Below are 15,900 nucleotides of genomic sequence, written 5' to 3' on the forward strand. Positions count from 1 at the left end.
CCGCGCACGGGTTAGGGACGCAGCGCGGTGGTCGCCCGGTCGCGGCTCGTGTAGTCCGGGTGCGTGGCCGGGGCGCGCCAGCCATCGGCGGCCAGCAGGGCGCGAATCTCGCTGCCCTGCAGCTCACCGTGTTCCATCACGAGAACTCCGCCCGGGCGCAGCAGTCGCAGCGCGGTCTGCGAGACGAGGCGCACGACCTCGAGCCCATCGGCGCCGCCGAACAGGGCCTGGGCGGGATCGAACAGGCGCACCTCCGGGTCGCGGGGAATGGCGGCGGCCGGAATGTAGGGCGGGTTGGAGATGACGACGGCGACGGTTCCGTCGAGTTCGGGCAGCGCGTCGGCCAGATCGGCGAAGACGAGCGTGGCGTTCGGGGCGGCAACCTCGGCGAAGTTGCGGCTGGTCCACGGGTAGGCTTCTGCCGAGTTTTCGCAGGCCCAGATGCGGGCGTGGGGCACCTCGGTCGCGAGGGCCAGGGCGATCGCCCCGCTGCCGGTGCCGAGGTCGACCCCGATCGGTTCGGGGTCCGGAACCTGGCGCAGGGCATCGATGGCGAGCTGCGCGACCTGTTCGGTTTCGGGGCGCGGCACGAACACTCCGGGGCCGACGAGCAGTTCGAGCTGGCGAAACGGAGCGCGCCCGGTGATGTGCTGCAGCGGTTCGCGCGCGGCCCGGCGCGTCAGCAGGGAGTCGATGGTGGCGGCATCCGTCTGGCTCAGAATCGTTCCGAGGATGCCGGCGGCCTGCACCTGTCCGCGGCTCTGGCCGAGTACGTGACCGATCACCAGTTCGGCGTCGACGATCGGGTCGGGTACCCCGGCCTGGCCGAGCCGGGCGATCGCCCACTCGCGCATGCGGGCCACCTCGAGGGGCAGCTGCGGGGCCTGGCCGGGCGCACCCGCATCCGCCGTTCGATCAGGGGAATCATTCGGGCCGGCATCTGGTGGAGTCACGCTGTTAAGTATGACGTAGTGGAATGTAACACCGGGCTCCGGCCCGGCGCGGGGCCGTAGGCTGAAGGCGGCCGTTTCCCCCGAGCGAAAGTTGCCCCGATGCCCCAGATCTATTCCGATATCACCGCGGCCGTTGGCCGTACGCCGCTGGTCAAGCTGAATCGTCTCACCGACGGCCTCGGCGCCACGGTGCTCGCGAAGCTCGAGTTTTACAACCCCTCCAGCAGCGTCAAGGACCGCATTGGCGTGGCGATCATCGACGCCGCCGAGGCCGACGGTTCGCTGAAGCCCGGCGGTACCGTCGTCGAAGCGACCAGCGGCAACACCGGCATCGCCCTCGCCATGGTCGGTGCGGCCCGCGGTTACACGGTCATCCTCGCGATGCCCGAGACCATGAGCAAGGAACGCCGCGTCATGATGCGCGCCTATGGCGCCCAGATCGTGCTGACCCCCGGCGCAACCGGCATGAAGGGCGCCGTTGCGGCCGCTCAGGAAATCGTTGACAACACGCCCGGCGCGATTCTCGCCAGCCAGTTCACGAACCCGGCCAACCCGGCCATTCACCGTGCCACCACCGGCGTCGAAATCTGGGACGACACCGCGGGCACCGTCGACATTCTCGTTGCCGGCATCGGCACCGGCGGCACCATTTCGGGTGCGGGCGGCCTGCTGAAGGAGCGCAAGTCGTCGGTCACCGTCATCGGTGTCGAGCCGATTGACTCCCCCATCCTCACCGGCGGCACGCCCGGCCCGCACAAGATCCAGGGTCTCGGCGCCAACTTCGTGCCCGAGGTACTCGACCGTGAAGTCTATGACGAAATCGTCGACGTCACGCTGGCCGACTCGCTCGCGACCGCCCGTTCGCTCGGCACCGACGAGGGTATCCTCGGCGGCATCTCCGGCGGCGCGGCCGTCTGGGTCGCCCTGCAGGTCGCCAAACGCCCCGAAAACGCCGGCAAGACCATCGTTGTGATCGTTCCGGGCTTCGGTGAGCGCTACATCTCCACGGTGCTCTACGAAGACCTGCTCGACTAGGTCCTGCTCGACCAGACCCGCAGCGCAGACATTTGCATCAGGCACGACCCGCACCATCCGGCTGCTGTACCAGGACACGACCAGCGCAGCCGGGTCCGACCACGACGATCGGCAGAACCTGACCATGGGAGTCTTCTCGCGCATCCGTGAGGATGTGGCGGCGGCGCGCACGCACGACCCGGCCGCGCGCAGTAATACGGAGGTGTTTCTCGCCTACAGCGGGCTGCACGCCGTCTGGACCTATCGGCTCACCAACCGGCTGTGGCGGCATGGCCTGCGCCTTCCGGCGCGGCTGCTGTCGCAGTTCTCCCGGTTTCTGACCGGAATTGAGATCCATCCGGGGGCCACCATCGGACGTCGGTTGTTCATCGATCACGGCATGGGCGTCGTGATCGGCGAGACCGCAGAACTCGGCGACGACGTCATGCTGTACCACGCGGTCACCCTGGGCGGCACGAGCCGCCACGGGGTGGCCCGCGGTGAGAAACGGCATCCGACCCTCGAAGACGGCGTCACGGTGGGCGCCGGTGCGAAGGTGCTGGGTCCGATCACGATCGGGGCCTGGAGCACGATCGGGGCGAACGCGGTCGTCACCAAGGATGCACCGCCGAGCTCGCTGCTCGTCGGCATTCCCGCGCAGGCCCGCCCGGCCAAGCCGGAGACGGCGGAGCATGCCCGTGGCGGAAACCTGCTGCCCTAACCGAGACACGTAGACCGCTGGCCCGCCACAACAGTGTTGTGACGGGCCAGCGGTCTGTGGTGACTCCCGTGTGGGGCGAGTCGGTTACTCGTGGTCGCCGATCTCAGCGAGCCGTGCCTCTTCATCCTGATGGATGCAGGATTCCACGACGGGCTGCAGGGCACCGTTCATGACCTGGTCGAGGTTGTACGCCTTGTACCCCGTGCGGTGATCCGCGATGCGGTTCTCCGGAAAGTTGTACGTGCGGATGCGCTCTGAGCGGTCCATCGTACGAATCTGGCCCTTACGGACCAGGCTCGCTGCGGCATCGATCTCCTCCTGCTGGCGGGCCAGAACCCGGGCGCGCAACACGCGCATGCCGGCTTCCTTGTTCTGCAGCTGCGACTTCTCGTTCTGCATCGCGACCACGATTCCGGTGGGAAGGTGGGTGATGCGCACCGCGGAGTCGGTCGTGTTGACGGACTGCCCGCCGGGGCCACTCGAACGGTAGACGTCGATCTTGAGGTCGTTCGCGTTGATCTCGACCTCTTCGGGCTCATCGACCTCGGGAAAGACGAGCACGCCGGCCGCCGAGGTGTGAATGCGTCCCTGCGACTCGGTCGCCGGTACGCGCTGTACCCGGTGCACGCCACCCTCGTACTTCAGGTGCGCCCACACCCCCTCGGCAGGGTCGCTCGACGAGCCCTTGATCGCGAGCTGGATGTCCTTGATGCCACCGAGGTCGCTCGTGGTCTGCTCGATGATCTCGGTTTTCCAGCGGCGGGACTCGGCGTAGTGCAGGTACATGCGCAGCAGATCGGCGGCGAACAGCGCCGATTCGGCCCCACCCTCCCCCATCTTGATTTCCATGATCACGTCACGGGCATCGAGCGGGTCGCGCGGAATCAGCAAGCGGCGCAGCTTTTCGGCCGTCGTGTCGAACTGTTCCGTGAGAGCGGGAATCTCCTCGGCGAAAGACGGGTCCTCCGCCGCAAGCTCACGGGCGGCCTCGAGGTTGTCTTCAACCTCACGCCACTCGTTGTACGACGCGATGATACGGCTCAGCTCGGCATAACGCCGGTTGACCTTTTTCGATCGTGCCGGGTTGGCGTGCAACTCCGGGTCACCCAGCTGGCTCTGCAACTCATCGTGCTCGGCCAGCAGGGTGTCAACAGACTCGAACAATTTAGTGGTCCTTGTCTGACCCGTTCGGGGTCGGCATCGACTTCTGTACCTGCATCAGGAATTCAACGTTGGAGGAGGTCTCCTTGAGACGACCGAGAATGAGCTCGAGGGCCTGCTGCTGCTCGAGCCCGGCGAGGGCGCGTCGCAGCTTCCAGGTGACCTTGACCTCGTCGGCGCTCATCAGCATTTCTTCACGGCGGGTACCGGATGCGTTGACATCGACCGCGGGGAAGATGCGCTTGTCGGCGAGGTGGCGCGACAGACGCAGTTCCATGTTGCCGGTGCCCTTGAACTCCTCGAAGATGACCTCGTCCATCTTGGAACCGGTCTCCACGAGCGCGGAGGCGAGAATGGTGAGCGAGCCACCGTTCTCGATGTTGCGGGCGGCCCCGAAGAAACGCTTCGGCGGGTAGAGCGCCGCGGCGTCGACACCACCGGAGAGGATACGGCCCGAGGCCGGAGCGACCAGGTTGTAGGCACGGCCGAGGCGGGTGATGGAGTCAAGCAGCACGACCACGTCGTGGCCGAGTTCCACGAGGCGCTTGGCGCGCTCGATGGCGAGTTCGGCGACGGTGGTGTGGTCTTCGGCGGGACGGTCGAAGGTCGAGGCGATGACCTCACCCTTGACCGTGCGCTGCATGTCGGTGACCTCTTCGGGACGCTCGTCGACGAGAACGACCATGAGGTGAACCTCGGGGTTGTTCGTCGCGATCGCGTTCGCGATCTGCTGCATGACGATGGTCTTGCCGGCCTTCGGCGGCGCGACGATCAGGCCGCGCTGGCCCTTGCCGATCGGGGCGACGAGGTCGATGATGCGCTGCGTGAGCTTGCCCGGTTCGGTCTCGAGGCGCAGGCGCTCCTGCGGGTACAGCGGGGTCAGCTTCTGGAACTCGACCCGGGTCGCGGCCTCTTCGACGGTCAGACCGTTGATGGAGTCGACCTTGACGATCGCGTTGTACTTCTGGCGACCTGACTGGTCGCCCTCGTGCGGCTGACGGATGGAGCCAACGACGGCGTCACCCTTGCGCAGGTTGTACTTCTTGACCTGGCCGAGCGACACGTAGACGTCGCCGGCGCCGGGCAGGTAGCCCGAGGTGCGCACGAAGGCGTAGTTGTCGAGTACGTCAAGGATTCCGGCAACCGGAATCAGTACGTCGTCGTCGCCCACCTCGGGTTCGAAGTCGTCACCGGTCGCCGGTCCGCGGCGCTTGCGGTCCCGGTAGCGGTTGCGGCTGCCACGGCCACCGAACTCGTCGTCGGGGCCGTTGCGGTCCTGGCCGCGCTCGTTCTGGCCGCGGTCCGGGCCCTGGTTGCGGTCGGGCGCCAGGTTGCGCTCCTGGCCCTGGTTGCGGTCGTTCTGGTTGCGGTCCTGGTTGCGGTCGTTCTGGCGATCGTTCTGGGCCTGGTTGCGATCGGTGTTCTGATTGCGGTCGTTGCCCTGAGTGCGGTCGTTCTGCGCGCGGTCCTGATTCTGGTTCTGGTTACGCGTCTGACGTGAGGACTGCTGGCGTGCGCCGTCTTCGGTGCGGTCGGCACCGTTCTGACGATCGTTCGTCTGCGGGCGCTCGGTGTTCTGCGCGCGGTCTCCCCCGCGGCTGCGGCTGCGGCTGCGGCCCTGACGCGGCTGGTCGGCCGTGTTGTCGGAGTCATCAGAATCGCCATCGCGATCGTCGGCCGAATCGGCAGCGTTCGCATCGTCGCGGGCGGCGGCATCGCGTCGGGCTTCGTCGCGGCGGGCGTTGCGGTTCGACGACCGGTTGTTGTTCGGCTCGGCGGTCTCGTCGGTCGCGGAATCCGCGGTGGTCTCCACCACGGCCGGCGCGTCAGCGAGGTCGACCGGTGCCACGCGAACGCCACGCTTACGTGACGTGCGGGTCGGCTTCTCGGTCGCGACGGATGCCTCGGGCTCCGCGCTCGATGCGGGCTCGGCCACCACGGTGTTCGCGGCGGATCCGGTGTCGTCGGTGGACACCGTGCTGACGGTGGCTGCCGGCGGCGTTGACGGTGCGGTCGACTTGGCCTCGGGCAGCAGCAGGCCGAGTCCGGCCAGCCCCTCGGCGTTGACGTGGGCCTTGGCGGGAGCTGCGGTAGCGCTGCTCGCACGACGCGGTGCGCGCTTACGCGGAGCGGTCACGATGGCTGCCTCGACTTCGAGGGGCGCAGCGTCAACCGGTGCGGCTTCAGCCGGTGCGGCTTCAGCCGGTGCGGCTTCGACCGGTGCAGCGAGCGTGGGTGCGGCATCCGCTTCGGGGGCGGAGTTGCGGGCCTGCAGGTCGGTGATGGCCTGCACGAGTTCGCCCTTGCGCATCTTGGCGCTCTGCAGTCCCAGCGAGGTGGCGAGAGCTTGCAGCTCGGCCACGCGCAGGGTTGCGAGGCGGGGGGTGGTGATATCCGTACCAGTGGTGCGGGTGTTGACGTCGGTCACGAAGTGAGTTCCTTTCCCCTGCTGCCAGAAATGCAGTCCAGGAGAGATGTGTGCAGCGACATACGCGCTGCGGGTGAACCAGTCCGGTAAGGATGAACGGGGACTGGTGTAAACACACACAGCCACGCACGAATGGCGCGATAGCAGTGAGTTACAGGGAATGCACCGGAGAAGAGGTTACGCGCGGGGCGCTTTCTATCGGGTGCAGCAATAACACTAGCACCCCACCGAACGTGGAGCCTACCGACGCGCGAGGTCGACCCGAGTGAAGTCAGGTGGTTCTACTCGTGGCGGTTCCGACGGCAAGCCGCCGGGCGGGCCGTACCGGGCGACGGATGCGGCCACATCCGTCGCCCGCATCGCTGCCCGCGTTCGGGCGCGTACCATTCGACGGAGATTGGCGCTCAAATCACCGTTCTTGGGCTCGAGGGTCGCCATGCGGCACCGAACTCCGTCGAATGGTACGGGCGGAGTTCGCGGGTCAGGCGGCGGTATCGGCCGTCGCGACGGCCTCGACCAGGGGCGCGACGGTGGCGCCCTGAAAATCCACGGCGAGCATGAGCGCGCGCCACGGGGTCTCTGACTCGGCCGCAACGAGGTCAGCGGCCACGCGCCGCTGCCCCGGGTCGCTCGCGAGCACCAAAATCGACGGGCCGGCACCGGAGACGACCGCGGCAAAACCGTGGTCCCGCAGCAGCGTGATGAGCCGGTTCGTTTCAGGCATCGCCGCCGCGCGGTAGTTCTGGTGCAGCTTGTCTTCCGTGGCTGCGAGCAGTAGCTCGGGGCTCTGAATCATCGCGGCGATCAACAGCGCCGAGCGGGACAGGTTGAAGACGGCGTCGGCGTGCGGCACCGACACGGGCTGCAGGCTGCGCGCCAGCGCGGTCGACATGACGTGTTCCGGCACGAAAACGAGCGGCTTGACGCCGCGGTGCACCATGAGCTTCTTGTGACGCGGGCCTTCCGGCGTCATCCAGGCAATGGTCAGGCCGCCGAACAGGGCGGGCGCCACGTTGTCCGGGTGCCCCTCCATCTCGGTCGCGAGCACCAGCAGTGCTTCGGAGTCGATCTCGACGATGCCCTCGAGCAGCCCCTTCGCGGCCATGATGCCCGAGACGATCGCGGCACCGGACGAGCCGAGGCCGCGGCCGTGCGGGATCACGTTCTGCGCGACGATACTGAGGCCGGGCATTGGCACGGCATAGGCGGCGAAGGTGTGAGCGATCGCGCGCACGACAAGGTTGCTCTCGTCGGTGGGTACCTCGCCTTCGCCGACTCCGTGCACCTCGACGAGCACGCCGGGTTCGGCCCGCACGGTCACCTCGAGGTGATCGTACTTGGCCAGAGCGAGACCGAGGGTGTCAAAGCCGGGTCCGAGGTTCGCGGTCGTCGCCGGAACCTGAACGGTCACCGCCCGGCCGACCGGCAGGGCGACCGCAGGCAAGCCGTCGGTGCTGATCATGCCTTGGCCAGGCCGAGCACGGCAGCGATCTCGGCGGTGTCGACCGGAACGATCGTCGGGGTGACGTCGGATCCGTCGGCGGTGCGCAGCGCCCAGCCCGGATCCTTCAGTCCGTGACCGGTGACGGTGATGACGACGGATGCCCCGGCCGGGATCAATCCGGCTTCGGCGCGTTCCAGCAGCCCGGCAACCCCGATTGCGGAGGCCGGCTCGACGAAGATTCCGACCTCGGCAGAGAGGATGCGGTGCGCCTCGAGGATCTTCTCGTCGGTGATGGCGCCGAAATAGCCGTCGCTGTCGGCTCGGGCGGCGAGGGCGAAGTCCCACGAGGCGGGGTTGCCGATGCGGATGGCGCTCGCGATGGTGTCGGGGTTGTCGACGCGGTGGCCGAGCACGATCGGCGCACTGCCGGCGGCCTGAAACCCGAACATGCGGGGCAGCTTGGTGGTGGCGCCGCGCTCGACCTCTTCGCGGTAGCCGCGGTGGTAGGCGGTGTAGTTGCCGGCGTTGCCGACGGGCACGAAGTGAAAGTCGGGGGCGTCACCGAGCACTTCGACGACCTCGAACGCGGCGGTCTTCTGACCTTCGATGCGGTCGGGGTTGACCGAGTTGACCAGGTGCACCGGGTAGTTCGCGGCGAGGTCGCGGGCGATGTCGAGGCAGTCGTCGAAGTTGCCCTGCACCTGCAGCAGCTGAGCGTTGTGGGCGACGGCCTGGCTGAGCTTGCCCATCGCGATCTTGCCCTCGGGCACGAGGACGGCCGCGGTGATGCCGGCGTGGGTCGCATAGGCGGCGGCCGAGGCGGAGGTGTTGCCGGTGGAGGCGCAGATGACGGCCTTCGCGCCGTCTTCCATGGCCTTCGAGATGGCCATGGTCATGCCGCGGTCCTTGAAGGAGCCGGTCGGGTTCATGCCCTCGAACTTGATCCAGACCTTGGCACCGGTGCGGTGTGACAGCGCCGGGGCGGGAATGAGCGGGGTGCCGCCCTCACCGAGGGTGATGATGGGGGTCGCGTCGCTGATGTTCAGACGGTCGGCGTATTCACGCAGCACGCCGCGCCACTGCCGGTTCTGGATCAGGGCGGACGGGGTGGACTGGCGTGACGGCACGATCTGGCTGGTCATCAGACTCCTTCAACTCTCAAAACGGATGTGACGCCGGTGACGACGTGGTTCGTGGACAGATCGCGCACGGTTGCGGCCAGGGCGGCTTCCGTCGCTTCGTGGGTTCCGATCACAAGGGTAGTCGTGGCCGACACGGCCGCGCGACTCGCTGTGCCCGGCAGAGCTGGCGTCATGGACTGCTCCACGAGCGCGAGGGAGACGTGGTGATCGCTGAAAACCTTGGCGACCGTGGCCAGCACGCCCGTGGCATCCGTCACCTCGAGGGTCACGACGTAGCGGGTGATGACCGTGTTGATCGAGAGAATCGGCATCGCAGCATGGTTGCTGGCCGCGAAGCCGGGGCCGCCGACGACGTGCCGACGGGCGATGGAGACGAGGTCGCCGAGCACCGCGGAGGCGGTTTCCACTCCCCCGGCGCCGGCGCCGTAGAACATGAGGCTGCCGGCCGACTCGGCCTCGACGAAGACCGCATTGTTGGCTCCGTGCACGCTCGCGAGCGGGTGACTGCGATGCACCATGGCCGGGTAGACGCGGGCGGAGACGCCCTCCTGGCCGGTACCGTCGGTGAGGCGCTCGCAGATCGCGAGCAGCTTCACGACGTAGCCGGCCTTGCGGGCCGAGGCGATCTGCTCTGGCGTGACCTCGGTGATGCCTTCGCGGTAGACGGATGCCAGTGGTACCGGAGTGTGAAAGGCCAGGCTCGCGAGCAGGGCCGCCTTCTGAGCGGCGTCATAGCCGCCGATGTCGGCGGTCGGATCGGCTTCGGCGTAGCCGAGGTCGGTGGCCATGGCAAGGGCCTGCTCGAGGGTGTCGCCCTCGGTATCCATCCGGTCGAGGATGAAGTTGGTGGTGCCGTTGACGATGCCGAGGATGCGCTTGACGCGGTCGCCGGCGAGGCTGTCGCGCAGCGGACGCACGATCGGGATGGCCCCGGCGACCGCGGCCTCGTAGTTCAGCTGCGCGCCGACCTGGTCGGCGGCGGCGAACAGTTCGGGGCCGTGCTCGGCCAGCAGCGCCTTGTTCGCGGTCACCACGTCGGCGCCGGAGTTGATCGCGAGCAGAATGTAACTGCGGGCCGGCTCGATGCCGCCCATCAGCTCTATCACGATGTCGGCTCCGAGAATGAGGGATTCGGCATCCGTCGTGAAGAGCTCGTGCGGCAGGTCGACGCTGCGCTGCGCGTCGACGTCACGCACCGCGATGCCGACCAGCTCGAGGCTCGCGCCGACCCGGCTGGCCATCTCGTCGGCCTGTTCGAGCATCAGGCGGGCGACCTGGGCACCCACGGTTCCGCCGCCGAGCAGGGCGACGCGCAGATTGCGGTATTCGATCATCGTGAGGTGTCCTTCGGGCTGATGGCCGCAGTCGTCGAAACGAGCGCGCCGGTGTCGCGGGCGAGCAGATCGGCGATCGTCTCGCCGCGAACGAGCACCCGTGCCGACGCGCTCTTCACCGCGATGACGGGTGCGCGGCCCTGGTAGTTGTAGTTGTTGGAGAGTGACCAGCAGTACGCACCGGTGGCCGGCACGGCAACGAGGTCGCCGGGGGCGACGTCGCCTGGCAGGTAGTCGGCGTTCACGACGATGTCGCCGCTCTCACAGTGCTTGCCGGCGATGCGCACGAGCGCGGGCTGCGCGGCCGAGACCCGGTTGGCCAGGCGCACGGCGTAGTCGGCACCGTACAGTGCGGGGCGCACGTTGTCGCTCATTCCGCCGTCGACGCTGACATACAGGCGCGTACTCGAGGTGGCGGGCGCTGAGACGGATGCCGCGGCCCCGGCGACCTCGACGGCCTTCGTCGTTCCGACCGAGTACAGCGTGAGGCCGGCCGGTCCGATGATGACCCGGCCCGGTTCGAAGGCGATTCGCGGCAGCGGAATGCCGCGTTCGGCGCAGCCGGCCGCGACGATGTCGGCGAGGCGGGTGGCGAGCTCGGCGAGGGTCGAGGGCGTATCGGAGTCGACATAGGCGATGCCGAAGCCGCCGCCGAGGTTCAGCTCGGGCACCGGGCCGCCTTCGAGCAGGGCGGCATGCACGCCGAGCAGGCGGCTGGCCGATTCGGCGAAGCCGTCGGTACCGAAGATCTGCGAGCCGATGTGGCAGTGCAGGCCGAGAAAGCGTAAGGCAGGCTCGGCTCGAATCGCCGCGACGAGGGTCGGAGCGTTCTCGAGGGTGATGCCGAACTTCTGGTCTTCGTGCGCGGTGGCGAGAAATTCGTGGGTGTGCGCGTGCACCCCGCTGTTGACGCGCAGGCGCACGGACTGCACCCGGCCGTGGCGGGTCGCCGCCGCAGCGATGCGGTCGATTTCGATGGCGCTGTCGACGACGATCGAGCCGATGCCCATTCGAACGGCCTCGTCGATCTCGGCGAGGGACTTGTTGTTGCCGTGAAAGCCGAGCCGGCCAGGGTCGACACCGGCCGCGAGGGCCACGGCGAGTTCTCCGCCGCTGCAGATGTCGATGTTGAGGCCGGCTTCGGCCATCCAGCGAGCGACCTCGATCGACAGAAAGGCCTTACCCGCGTAGTAGATGCCGACGGTGGTGCCGACGCGAGCAAACTCGCGCTCGAAGGTGGCGCGCAGATCGGCGGCGCGGGTGCGGGCATCCGTTTCATCGATGACGTAGAGCGGCGTACCGAATTCGGCGGCGAGGTCGGTGGCGGCGAGGCCGCCGATCATCAACTCTCCGGCGCTGTTGCGGGTCGTTGAGGCCGGCCAGAGGCCGTTCGCGAGCGCGTTGGCATCGGTGGGCTCACGGAGCCATTCGGGGGCAAGAGGGTTGGTGGACACGGGTGAATACCTCACGAGAGTCGAGTGGATGTCTCAGCGAGCGAACCCGGATTGGTCCCTGAAGCCGGTGGTGCGGGCAGCGCGGCGCACTGCGCGAACAGAGGCTGGCTATGGCTAATCTAGCGAACCCGGGTGCGGGCGCGAAAATCAGGCGGCGCAGGAACCCAGGGTGGTGAGTGACTGCGCGGTGAGCGTGAGCGTGCTGGACTCCAGCGTAATGCGCGCCCGCTCCGGCGTCACATCGACGCCGGTCATCGTGACGCCCTGTGGCAGATATTGCGCCACGCACACGGCAATCGGCTGCTGACCGAGCACGAGGTCGACGACACCGCTCACGTCGGCGCTGCCGAGGTCACTCGTCACCTCCGCGCTCGTGGGGGTGAAGACGAGCGAGTCGCCGGCGGCCGACGGGGTGGCGGTCGCGGTGTAGCCCACCTCGAAGCCGGCGAGCGAGAGCGTGCCGCCGTAGGTCGCGTCACCGTCGCCGAGGGTCAGTTCGGTGCCGGCGGCGGTTCCGGCGCTCTGAATCAGAGAGTTGAGGGCCGCTTGGTCGAAGTCGAGGGTGGCCTCGACGTTGCCGATGTACTTTGCGGTGTTGGTGGGGACATCCCGTGCCACGACGTGAACGGATGCCGGCACCCCGTCGGCCACGAGGTCCGGAGCCGTCAGCTCGATCTGGTCGAAGCTGCCGGCGATGAACTGGGCGATCACCGAGACGCCGCCGATGTCCACGGTCACGTCGCCGGTCACCGAGGCCGGCAGCGACTCGCTGATCTGCTTCTCGGCCTCGCCCTGGGCGAACGACCGGGCGCCGGCATCAACGAGAAAGAACGCGCCGACGAGCATCAGCAGCAGCACGCCGAAGATGATGAGACCACCGGTGCGACCGCGGCCGCGCTTGCGGCGCGGTTCGCGGGCCGGTTCGGGGGTCGGGTCGGCGGCGGCGGGCTCGATCGTCATCAGTCGGGTCTTCCTTACATGCGTTCCGGCGCGGCGACGCCGAGCAGGCCGAGGCCATTGCGGATCACCTGACCGGTCGCGTCGTTGAGCCAGAGGCGGGTGCGGTGCAGATCGGTGACGGGTTCTTCGCCGAGCGGAATCACCCGGCAGTTGTCGTACCAGCGGTGGTAGTAGCCGGCGACCTCTTCGATGTAGCGGGCGATGCGGTGCGGCTCGCGCAGCTCGGCGGCCTGGGCGACGATGCGCGGGTATTCCTGCAGCACGCCGAGCAGCGCCGATTCGCTGTCGTGCACGAGCAGCTCCGGGGTGAAGGCGCTGCGGTCCACTCCCGAGGCGGCCGCGTTGCGGGCCACGGCCGAGGTGCGGGCGTGGGCGTACTGCACGTAGAAGACGGGGTTTTCGTTGGTGTGCTTGCCGAGCAGGTCGAGGTCGATGTCGAGCTGCGAGTCGCTCGAGGAGCGCACGAGCGAGTAGCGGCCGGCGTCGACGCCCACGGCGTCGACGAGGTCATCGAGGGTCACGATGGTGCCGGCCCGCTTGGACATGCGCACGGGTTCGCCGTCTTTCAGCAGGTTGACCATCTGGCCGATCAGAATCTGCAGGTTGACGCCCGGCTCGTCGCCGAAGGCCTGGCACATCGCCATCATGCGGCCGATGTAGCCGTGGTGGTCGGCGCCGAGCATGATCAGGTTCTGGTCGAAGCCGCGCTCGCGCTTGTCGAGGTAGTAGCCGAGGTCGCCCGAGATGTAGGCCGGTTCGCCGTTCGAGCGAATGATGACCCGGTCGCGATCGTCGCCGAAGGTCGTGGTACGCAGCCAGATGGCGCCATCCGCTTCGAAGATGTGGCCGAGTTCGCGCAGGCGGTCGATGGCCCGGGTGACGGCACCGGACTCGTGCAGCGAGTCTTCGTGGAAATACACGTCGAAGTCGACGCCGAAGCCGTGCAGTTTCTCTTTGATCTCGGTGAACATGAGGTCGACGCCGATGGAGCGAAAGACTTCCTGCTGTTCGTCGCGCGGCAGGGCTGCGATGTCGCCGTCGTACTGGGCGACGACGGTCGCGGCGATGTCGCCGATGTACGCTCCGCCGTAGCCGTCGTCGGGGGTCGGTTCGCCGAGGTAGCTCGCGAGCACGCTGCGGGCGAAGCGGTCGATCTGCGATCCATGGTCGTTGAAGTAATACTCGCGGGTGACGGATGCGCCCTCGGCCTGCAGCACGCGGGCCAGGCTGTCGCCCACGGCCGCCCAGCGCACGCCGCCCATGTGGATCGGGCCGGTCGGGTTCGCGGAGACGAACTCGAGGTTGATCTTGATGCCGGCGTAGAGGGTGCCGGTGCCGTAGGCATCCGCTTTCTCGACGATCGTCTGCGCGAGCGCGCCGGCGGCGGCGGCCTCGAGGCGGATGTTGATGAATCCGGGGCCGGCGACCTCGACGCTCGCGACGTCGGGCAGCGCTTCGAGGCCGGCGGCGAGTTCGGCGGCGATGTCGCGCGGTGAGGCGCCGAGAGGCTTGGCGATCTTGAGCGCAATGCTCGAGGCCCAGTCGCCGTGGTCGCGGTTGCGCGGACGGTCGAGCACCACGTCGGCAACGGTCAGACCGAGGACGGGTGCGTCGGCGTCGCGGCGTCGCTCGCTGACCTGGTTGACGAGGTCAAAAAGGGACTGGGAAAGTTCGGCAGGAGTCACGTAGCACGATCCTACCGGCCACCCCCTGTTGGTAGGGTCAAAGCGTGACTCACTTCCGCGTCTTCCCCGCCCCTGCCCGTGCTCCTCGGCTGCGTTCCGGCCTCGTTCTGGCCGGCGGGGCCGTCGCGCTGCTCGCGCTCGTCGGCTGCTCGGCCGATTCCGACCCCGCCGCATCCGAGTCGCCGTCGTCGACGTCGTCGGCCCAGGCGACGGATGCTCCCGCCGAGTCGGCTGCGCCGTCTGCGACCCCCTCCCCCACGGCAACCCCGGCCGGGACCACCGTCGCCCTCGAGTGCGACGAGGCACTCACCCCCGACGACGTGTACGCGTTCAACTCGAACTACGGCACCGCCCCCGATTACTCACCCGAGGCCGGCAGCGACGCCGCGACCGCCGTGGAATACGACGGTCTCGCCTGCGGAATCATGAACCAATCAAGTGGTGACATCATTTCGATCGGCATCGCCGCGCCGAACGAGGTGCTGCGCAACCAGATGTACGACGCCGCCGTGGCGCAGAGCCAGCCGGTACCGACCTACGGCGACGCTCCGGCCGTTGAGGGCTTCTTCGCCTCGATCGACGGCGTCGGCGAGGCGCAAATCTTCACCGACACCTACTGGGTCACGATGCAGTCGGTCGACTTCTTCGAGCCCGGCGATACTCAAGGCCTGATGGCCGCGGTGATCTCACACCTGCCCTAAGCTGGTATCGTTGTAACTTCCCTGGCCCCCATAGCTCAGGGGATAGAGCACTGCCCTCCGGAGGCAGGGGCGGCAGTTCGAATCTGCCTGGGGGCACACTATTTCCGCCGCAGAACTCCTGATCAGAGCAACATTTAGCACTTGAGCGGACCGGAACTTTCAGTCTCGCGACCAGGGCGTGCCCACACTTGATTTGCGCTCGCCGATCGGAGCTATTCTCGAAAGACTCCACTCGGCGATCACTGAAACGGCTGTCGCAAACGCGTCATTGCCGGGTCTGTTGAGAAATGCGTGCCGAGTGCCCAGCAGAACGTGGTGCTGCACGTCGACGCCATGACCAGAGAGTTCTGCGGCAAATGTGTCACCGGATGCGCGCATATTGTCCTTCTCCGCGTTGATGGAGAGAGTCCTTGGAAACTGATGCACATCGTGGCCGCCAGGGAAGGCGAGCCTGTTGGCAAGTTCGGCCTGCGAACCGGCATAGTTGCGGTTCATCGCGTTCAGCGCCCACACGGAGTGAGTGATCCGGCGGTGACCCGTCGCCCGTTGCTGAACATCTTCTGTTCGGCGGTGCACTGCGTGGAAGAACCCATAGGTGAGAACGACACCGACGGGAGGCAGCCCTTCATCGATCGCGCCGAGCGTTGCTGCTGCGGCGAGACACGCTCCGGCGCTTGCACCTCCCAGGATCACTCCGCGTGGCGACTGAGCGCGCACAATGCGGTACGCGGCGAGCACATCATCGAGTGGCACCGGGAAGCGCCCCCTGGGGATGCCTGCGCGTGTTTTCATCCAGCTCGCGCCCGGAGGCGGGGCGAGTCGGTAGCCCACTGTCGCGACAGACAACCCGTGTTGGGCAAGTGACTCTGCGACGGCATGCGCTTCGGGTTGATCGAGACTGCC

13 protein-coding genes and 1 tRNA gene are annotated in these 15,900 nt (G+C 67.6%); 4 read left to right on the top strand and 10 right to left on the bottom strand.

The features are described from left to right. Positions 1-11: 11 nt before the first annotated feature. The gene (prmC, locus tag E3T55_RS12745; RefSeq protein WP_134520054.1) at positions 12-854 is read right to left on the bottom strand and encodes a peptide chain release factor N(5)-glutamine methyltransferase; all 843 of its coding nucleotides are present in this window, start codon (positions 852-854) and stop codon (positions 12-14) included. A 198-nt stretch (positions 855-1,052) separates the two neighbouring features. Between prmC and cysK the strand changes: the two genes are divergently transcribed. Then, positions 1,053-1,988 carry a cysteine synthase A gene (gene cysK, locus E3T55_RS12750; RefSeq protein WP_134519932.1) on the top strand — a complete coding sequence of 312 codons (936 nt, stop codon included), beginning with the start codon at positions 1,053-1,055 and terminating at the stop codon, positions 1,986-1,988. A gap of 124 nt (positions 1,989-2,112) precedes the next feature. Further along, positions 2,113-2,688, top strand: coding sequence for a serine O-acetyltransferase EpsC (gene epsC / locus E3T55_RS12755; protein ID WP_134519933.1), 576 nt, complete (start codon positions 2,113-2,115; stop codon positions 2,686-2,688). Between the two features lie 84 nt (positions 2,689-2,772). On the opposite strand, the gene prfA is transcribed toward epsC, so the two are convergent. The 8 genes from prfA to argS form a co-directional block, all read right to left on the bottom strand. After that, positions 2,773-3,852 carry a peptide chain release factor 1 gene (prfA, locus tag E3T55_RS12760; RefSeq protein WP_134519934.1) on the bottom strand — a complete coding sequence of 360 codons (1,080 nt, stop codon included), beginning with the start codon at positions 3,850-3,852 and terminating at the stop codon, positions 2,773-2,775. A gap of 1 nt (position 3,853) precedes the next feature. Next, positions 3,854-6,277, bottom strand: coding sequence for a transcription termination factor Rho (gene rho, locus E3T55_RS12765; RefSeq protein ID WP_134519935.1), 2,424 nt, complete (start codon positions 6,275-6,277; stop codon positions 3,854-3,856). Positions 6,278-6,758: 481 nt separating this feature from the next. Further along, the gene (gene thrB, locus E3T55_RS12770; RefSeq protein ID WP_134519936.1) at positions 6,759-7,739 is read right to left on the bottom strand and encodes a homoserine kinase; all 981 of its coding nucleotides are present in this window, start codon (positions 7,737-7,739) and stop codon (positions 6,759-6,761) included. Beyond that, positions 7,736-8,863, bottom strand: a complete 1,128-nt coding sequence (gene thrC / locus E3T55_RS12775) for a threonine synthase (protein WP_134519937.1) — start codon at positions 8,861-8,863, stop codon at positions 7,736-7,738. The genes thrB and thrC overlap by 4 nt, the downstream gene beginning before the upstream one ends. Continuing rightward, positions 8,863-10,197 (bottom strand): homoserine dehydrogenase, encoded by a 1,335-nt coding sequence (locus E3T55_RS12780; RefSeq protein ID WP_134519938.1) that lies wholly within the window; start codon positions 10,195-10,197, stop codon positions 8,863-8,865. Before E3T55_RS12780 ends, thrC begins: the two co-directional genes overlap by 1 nt. Next, positions 10,194-11,651, bottom strand: coding sequence for a diaminopimelate decarboxylase (lysA, locus tag E3T55_RS12785; RefSeq protein ID WP_134519939.1), 1,458 nt, complete (start codon positions 11,649-11,651; stop codon positions 10,194-10,196). Before lysA ends, E3T55_RS12780 begins: the two co-directional genes overlap by 4 nt. Before the next feature lie 147 nt (positions 11,652-11,798). Further along, entirely contained in the window at positions 11,799-12,611 is an 813-nt protein-coding gene (locus tag E3T55_RS12790) for an LmeA family phospholipid-binding protein (protein ID WP_134519940.1), read from the bottom strand. Positions 12,612-12,625: 14 nt separating this feature from the next. Further along, positions 12,626-14,296, bottom strand: a complete 1,671-nt coding sequence (gene argS / locus E3T55_RS12795) for an arginine--tRNA ligase (RefSeq protein WP_134519941.1) — start codon at positions 14,294-14,296, stop codon at positions 12,626-12,628. 44 nt (positions 14,297-14,340) lie between these two features. On the opposite strand from argS, the gene E3T55_RS12800 reads away from it, so the two are divergent. Further along, on the top strand, positions 14,341-14,997 hold the full coding sequence (locus tag E3T55_RS12800; RefSeq protein ID WP_134519942.1) for a hypothetical protein: 657 nt from the start codon (positions 14,341-14,343) through the stop codon (positions 14,995-14,997). Positions 14,998-15,021: 24 nt separating this feature from the next. Then, a tRNA-Arg gene (locus tag E3T55_RS12805) sits at positions 15,022-15,093 on the top strand. A gap of 63 nt (positions 15,094-15,156) precedes the next feature. On the opposite strand, the gene E3T55_RS12810 is transcribed toward E3T55_RS12805, so the two are convergent. Further along, entirely contained in the window at positions 15,157-15,789 is a 633-nt protein-coding gene (locus E3T55_RS12810) for an alpha/beta hydrolase (RefSeq protein ID WP_241993040.1), read from the bottom strand. Between the last annotated feature and the right edge of the window lie 111 nt (positions 15,790-15,900).

The sequence above is a fragment of the Cryobacterium frigoriphilum genome (assembly GCF_004403305.1).
Taxonomy (GTDB): Bacteria; Actinomycetota; Actinomycetes; order Actinomycetales; family Microbacteriaceae; genus Cryobacterium; species Cryobacterium frigoriphilum.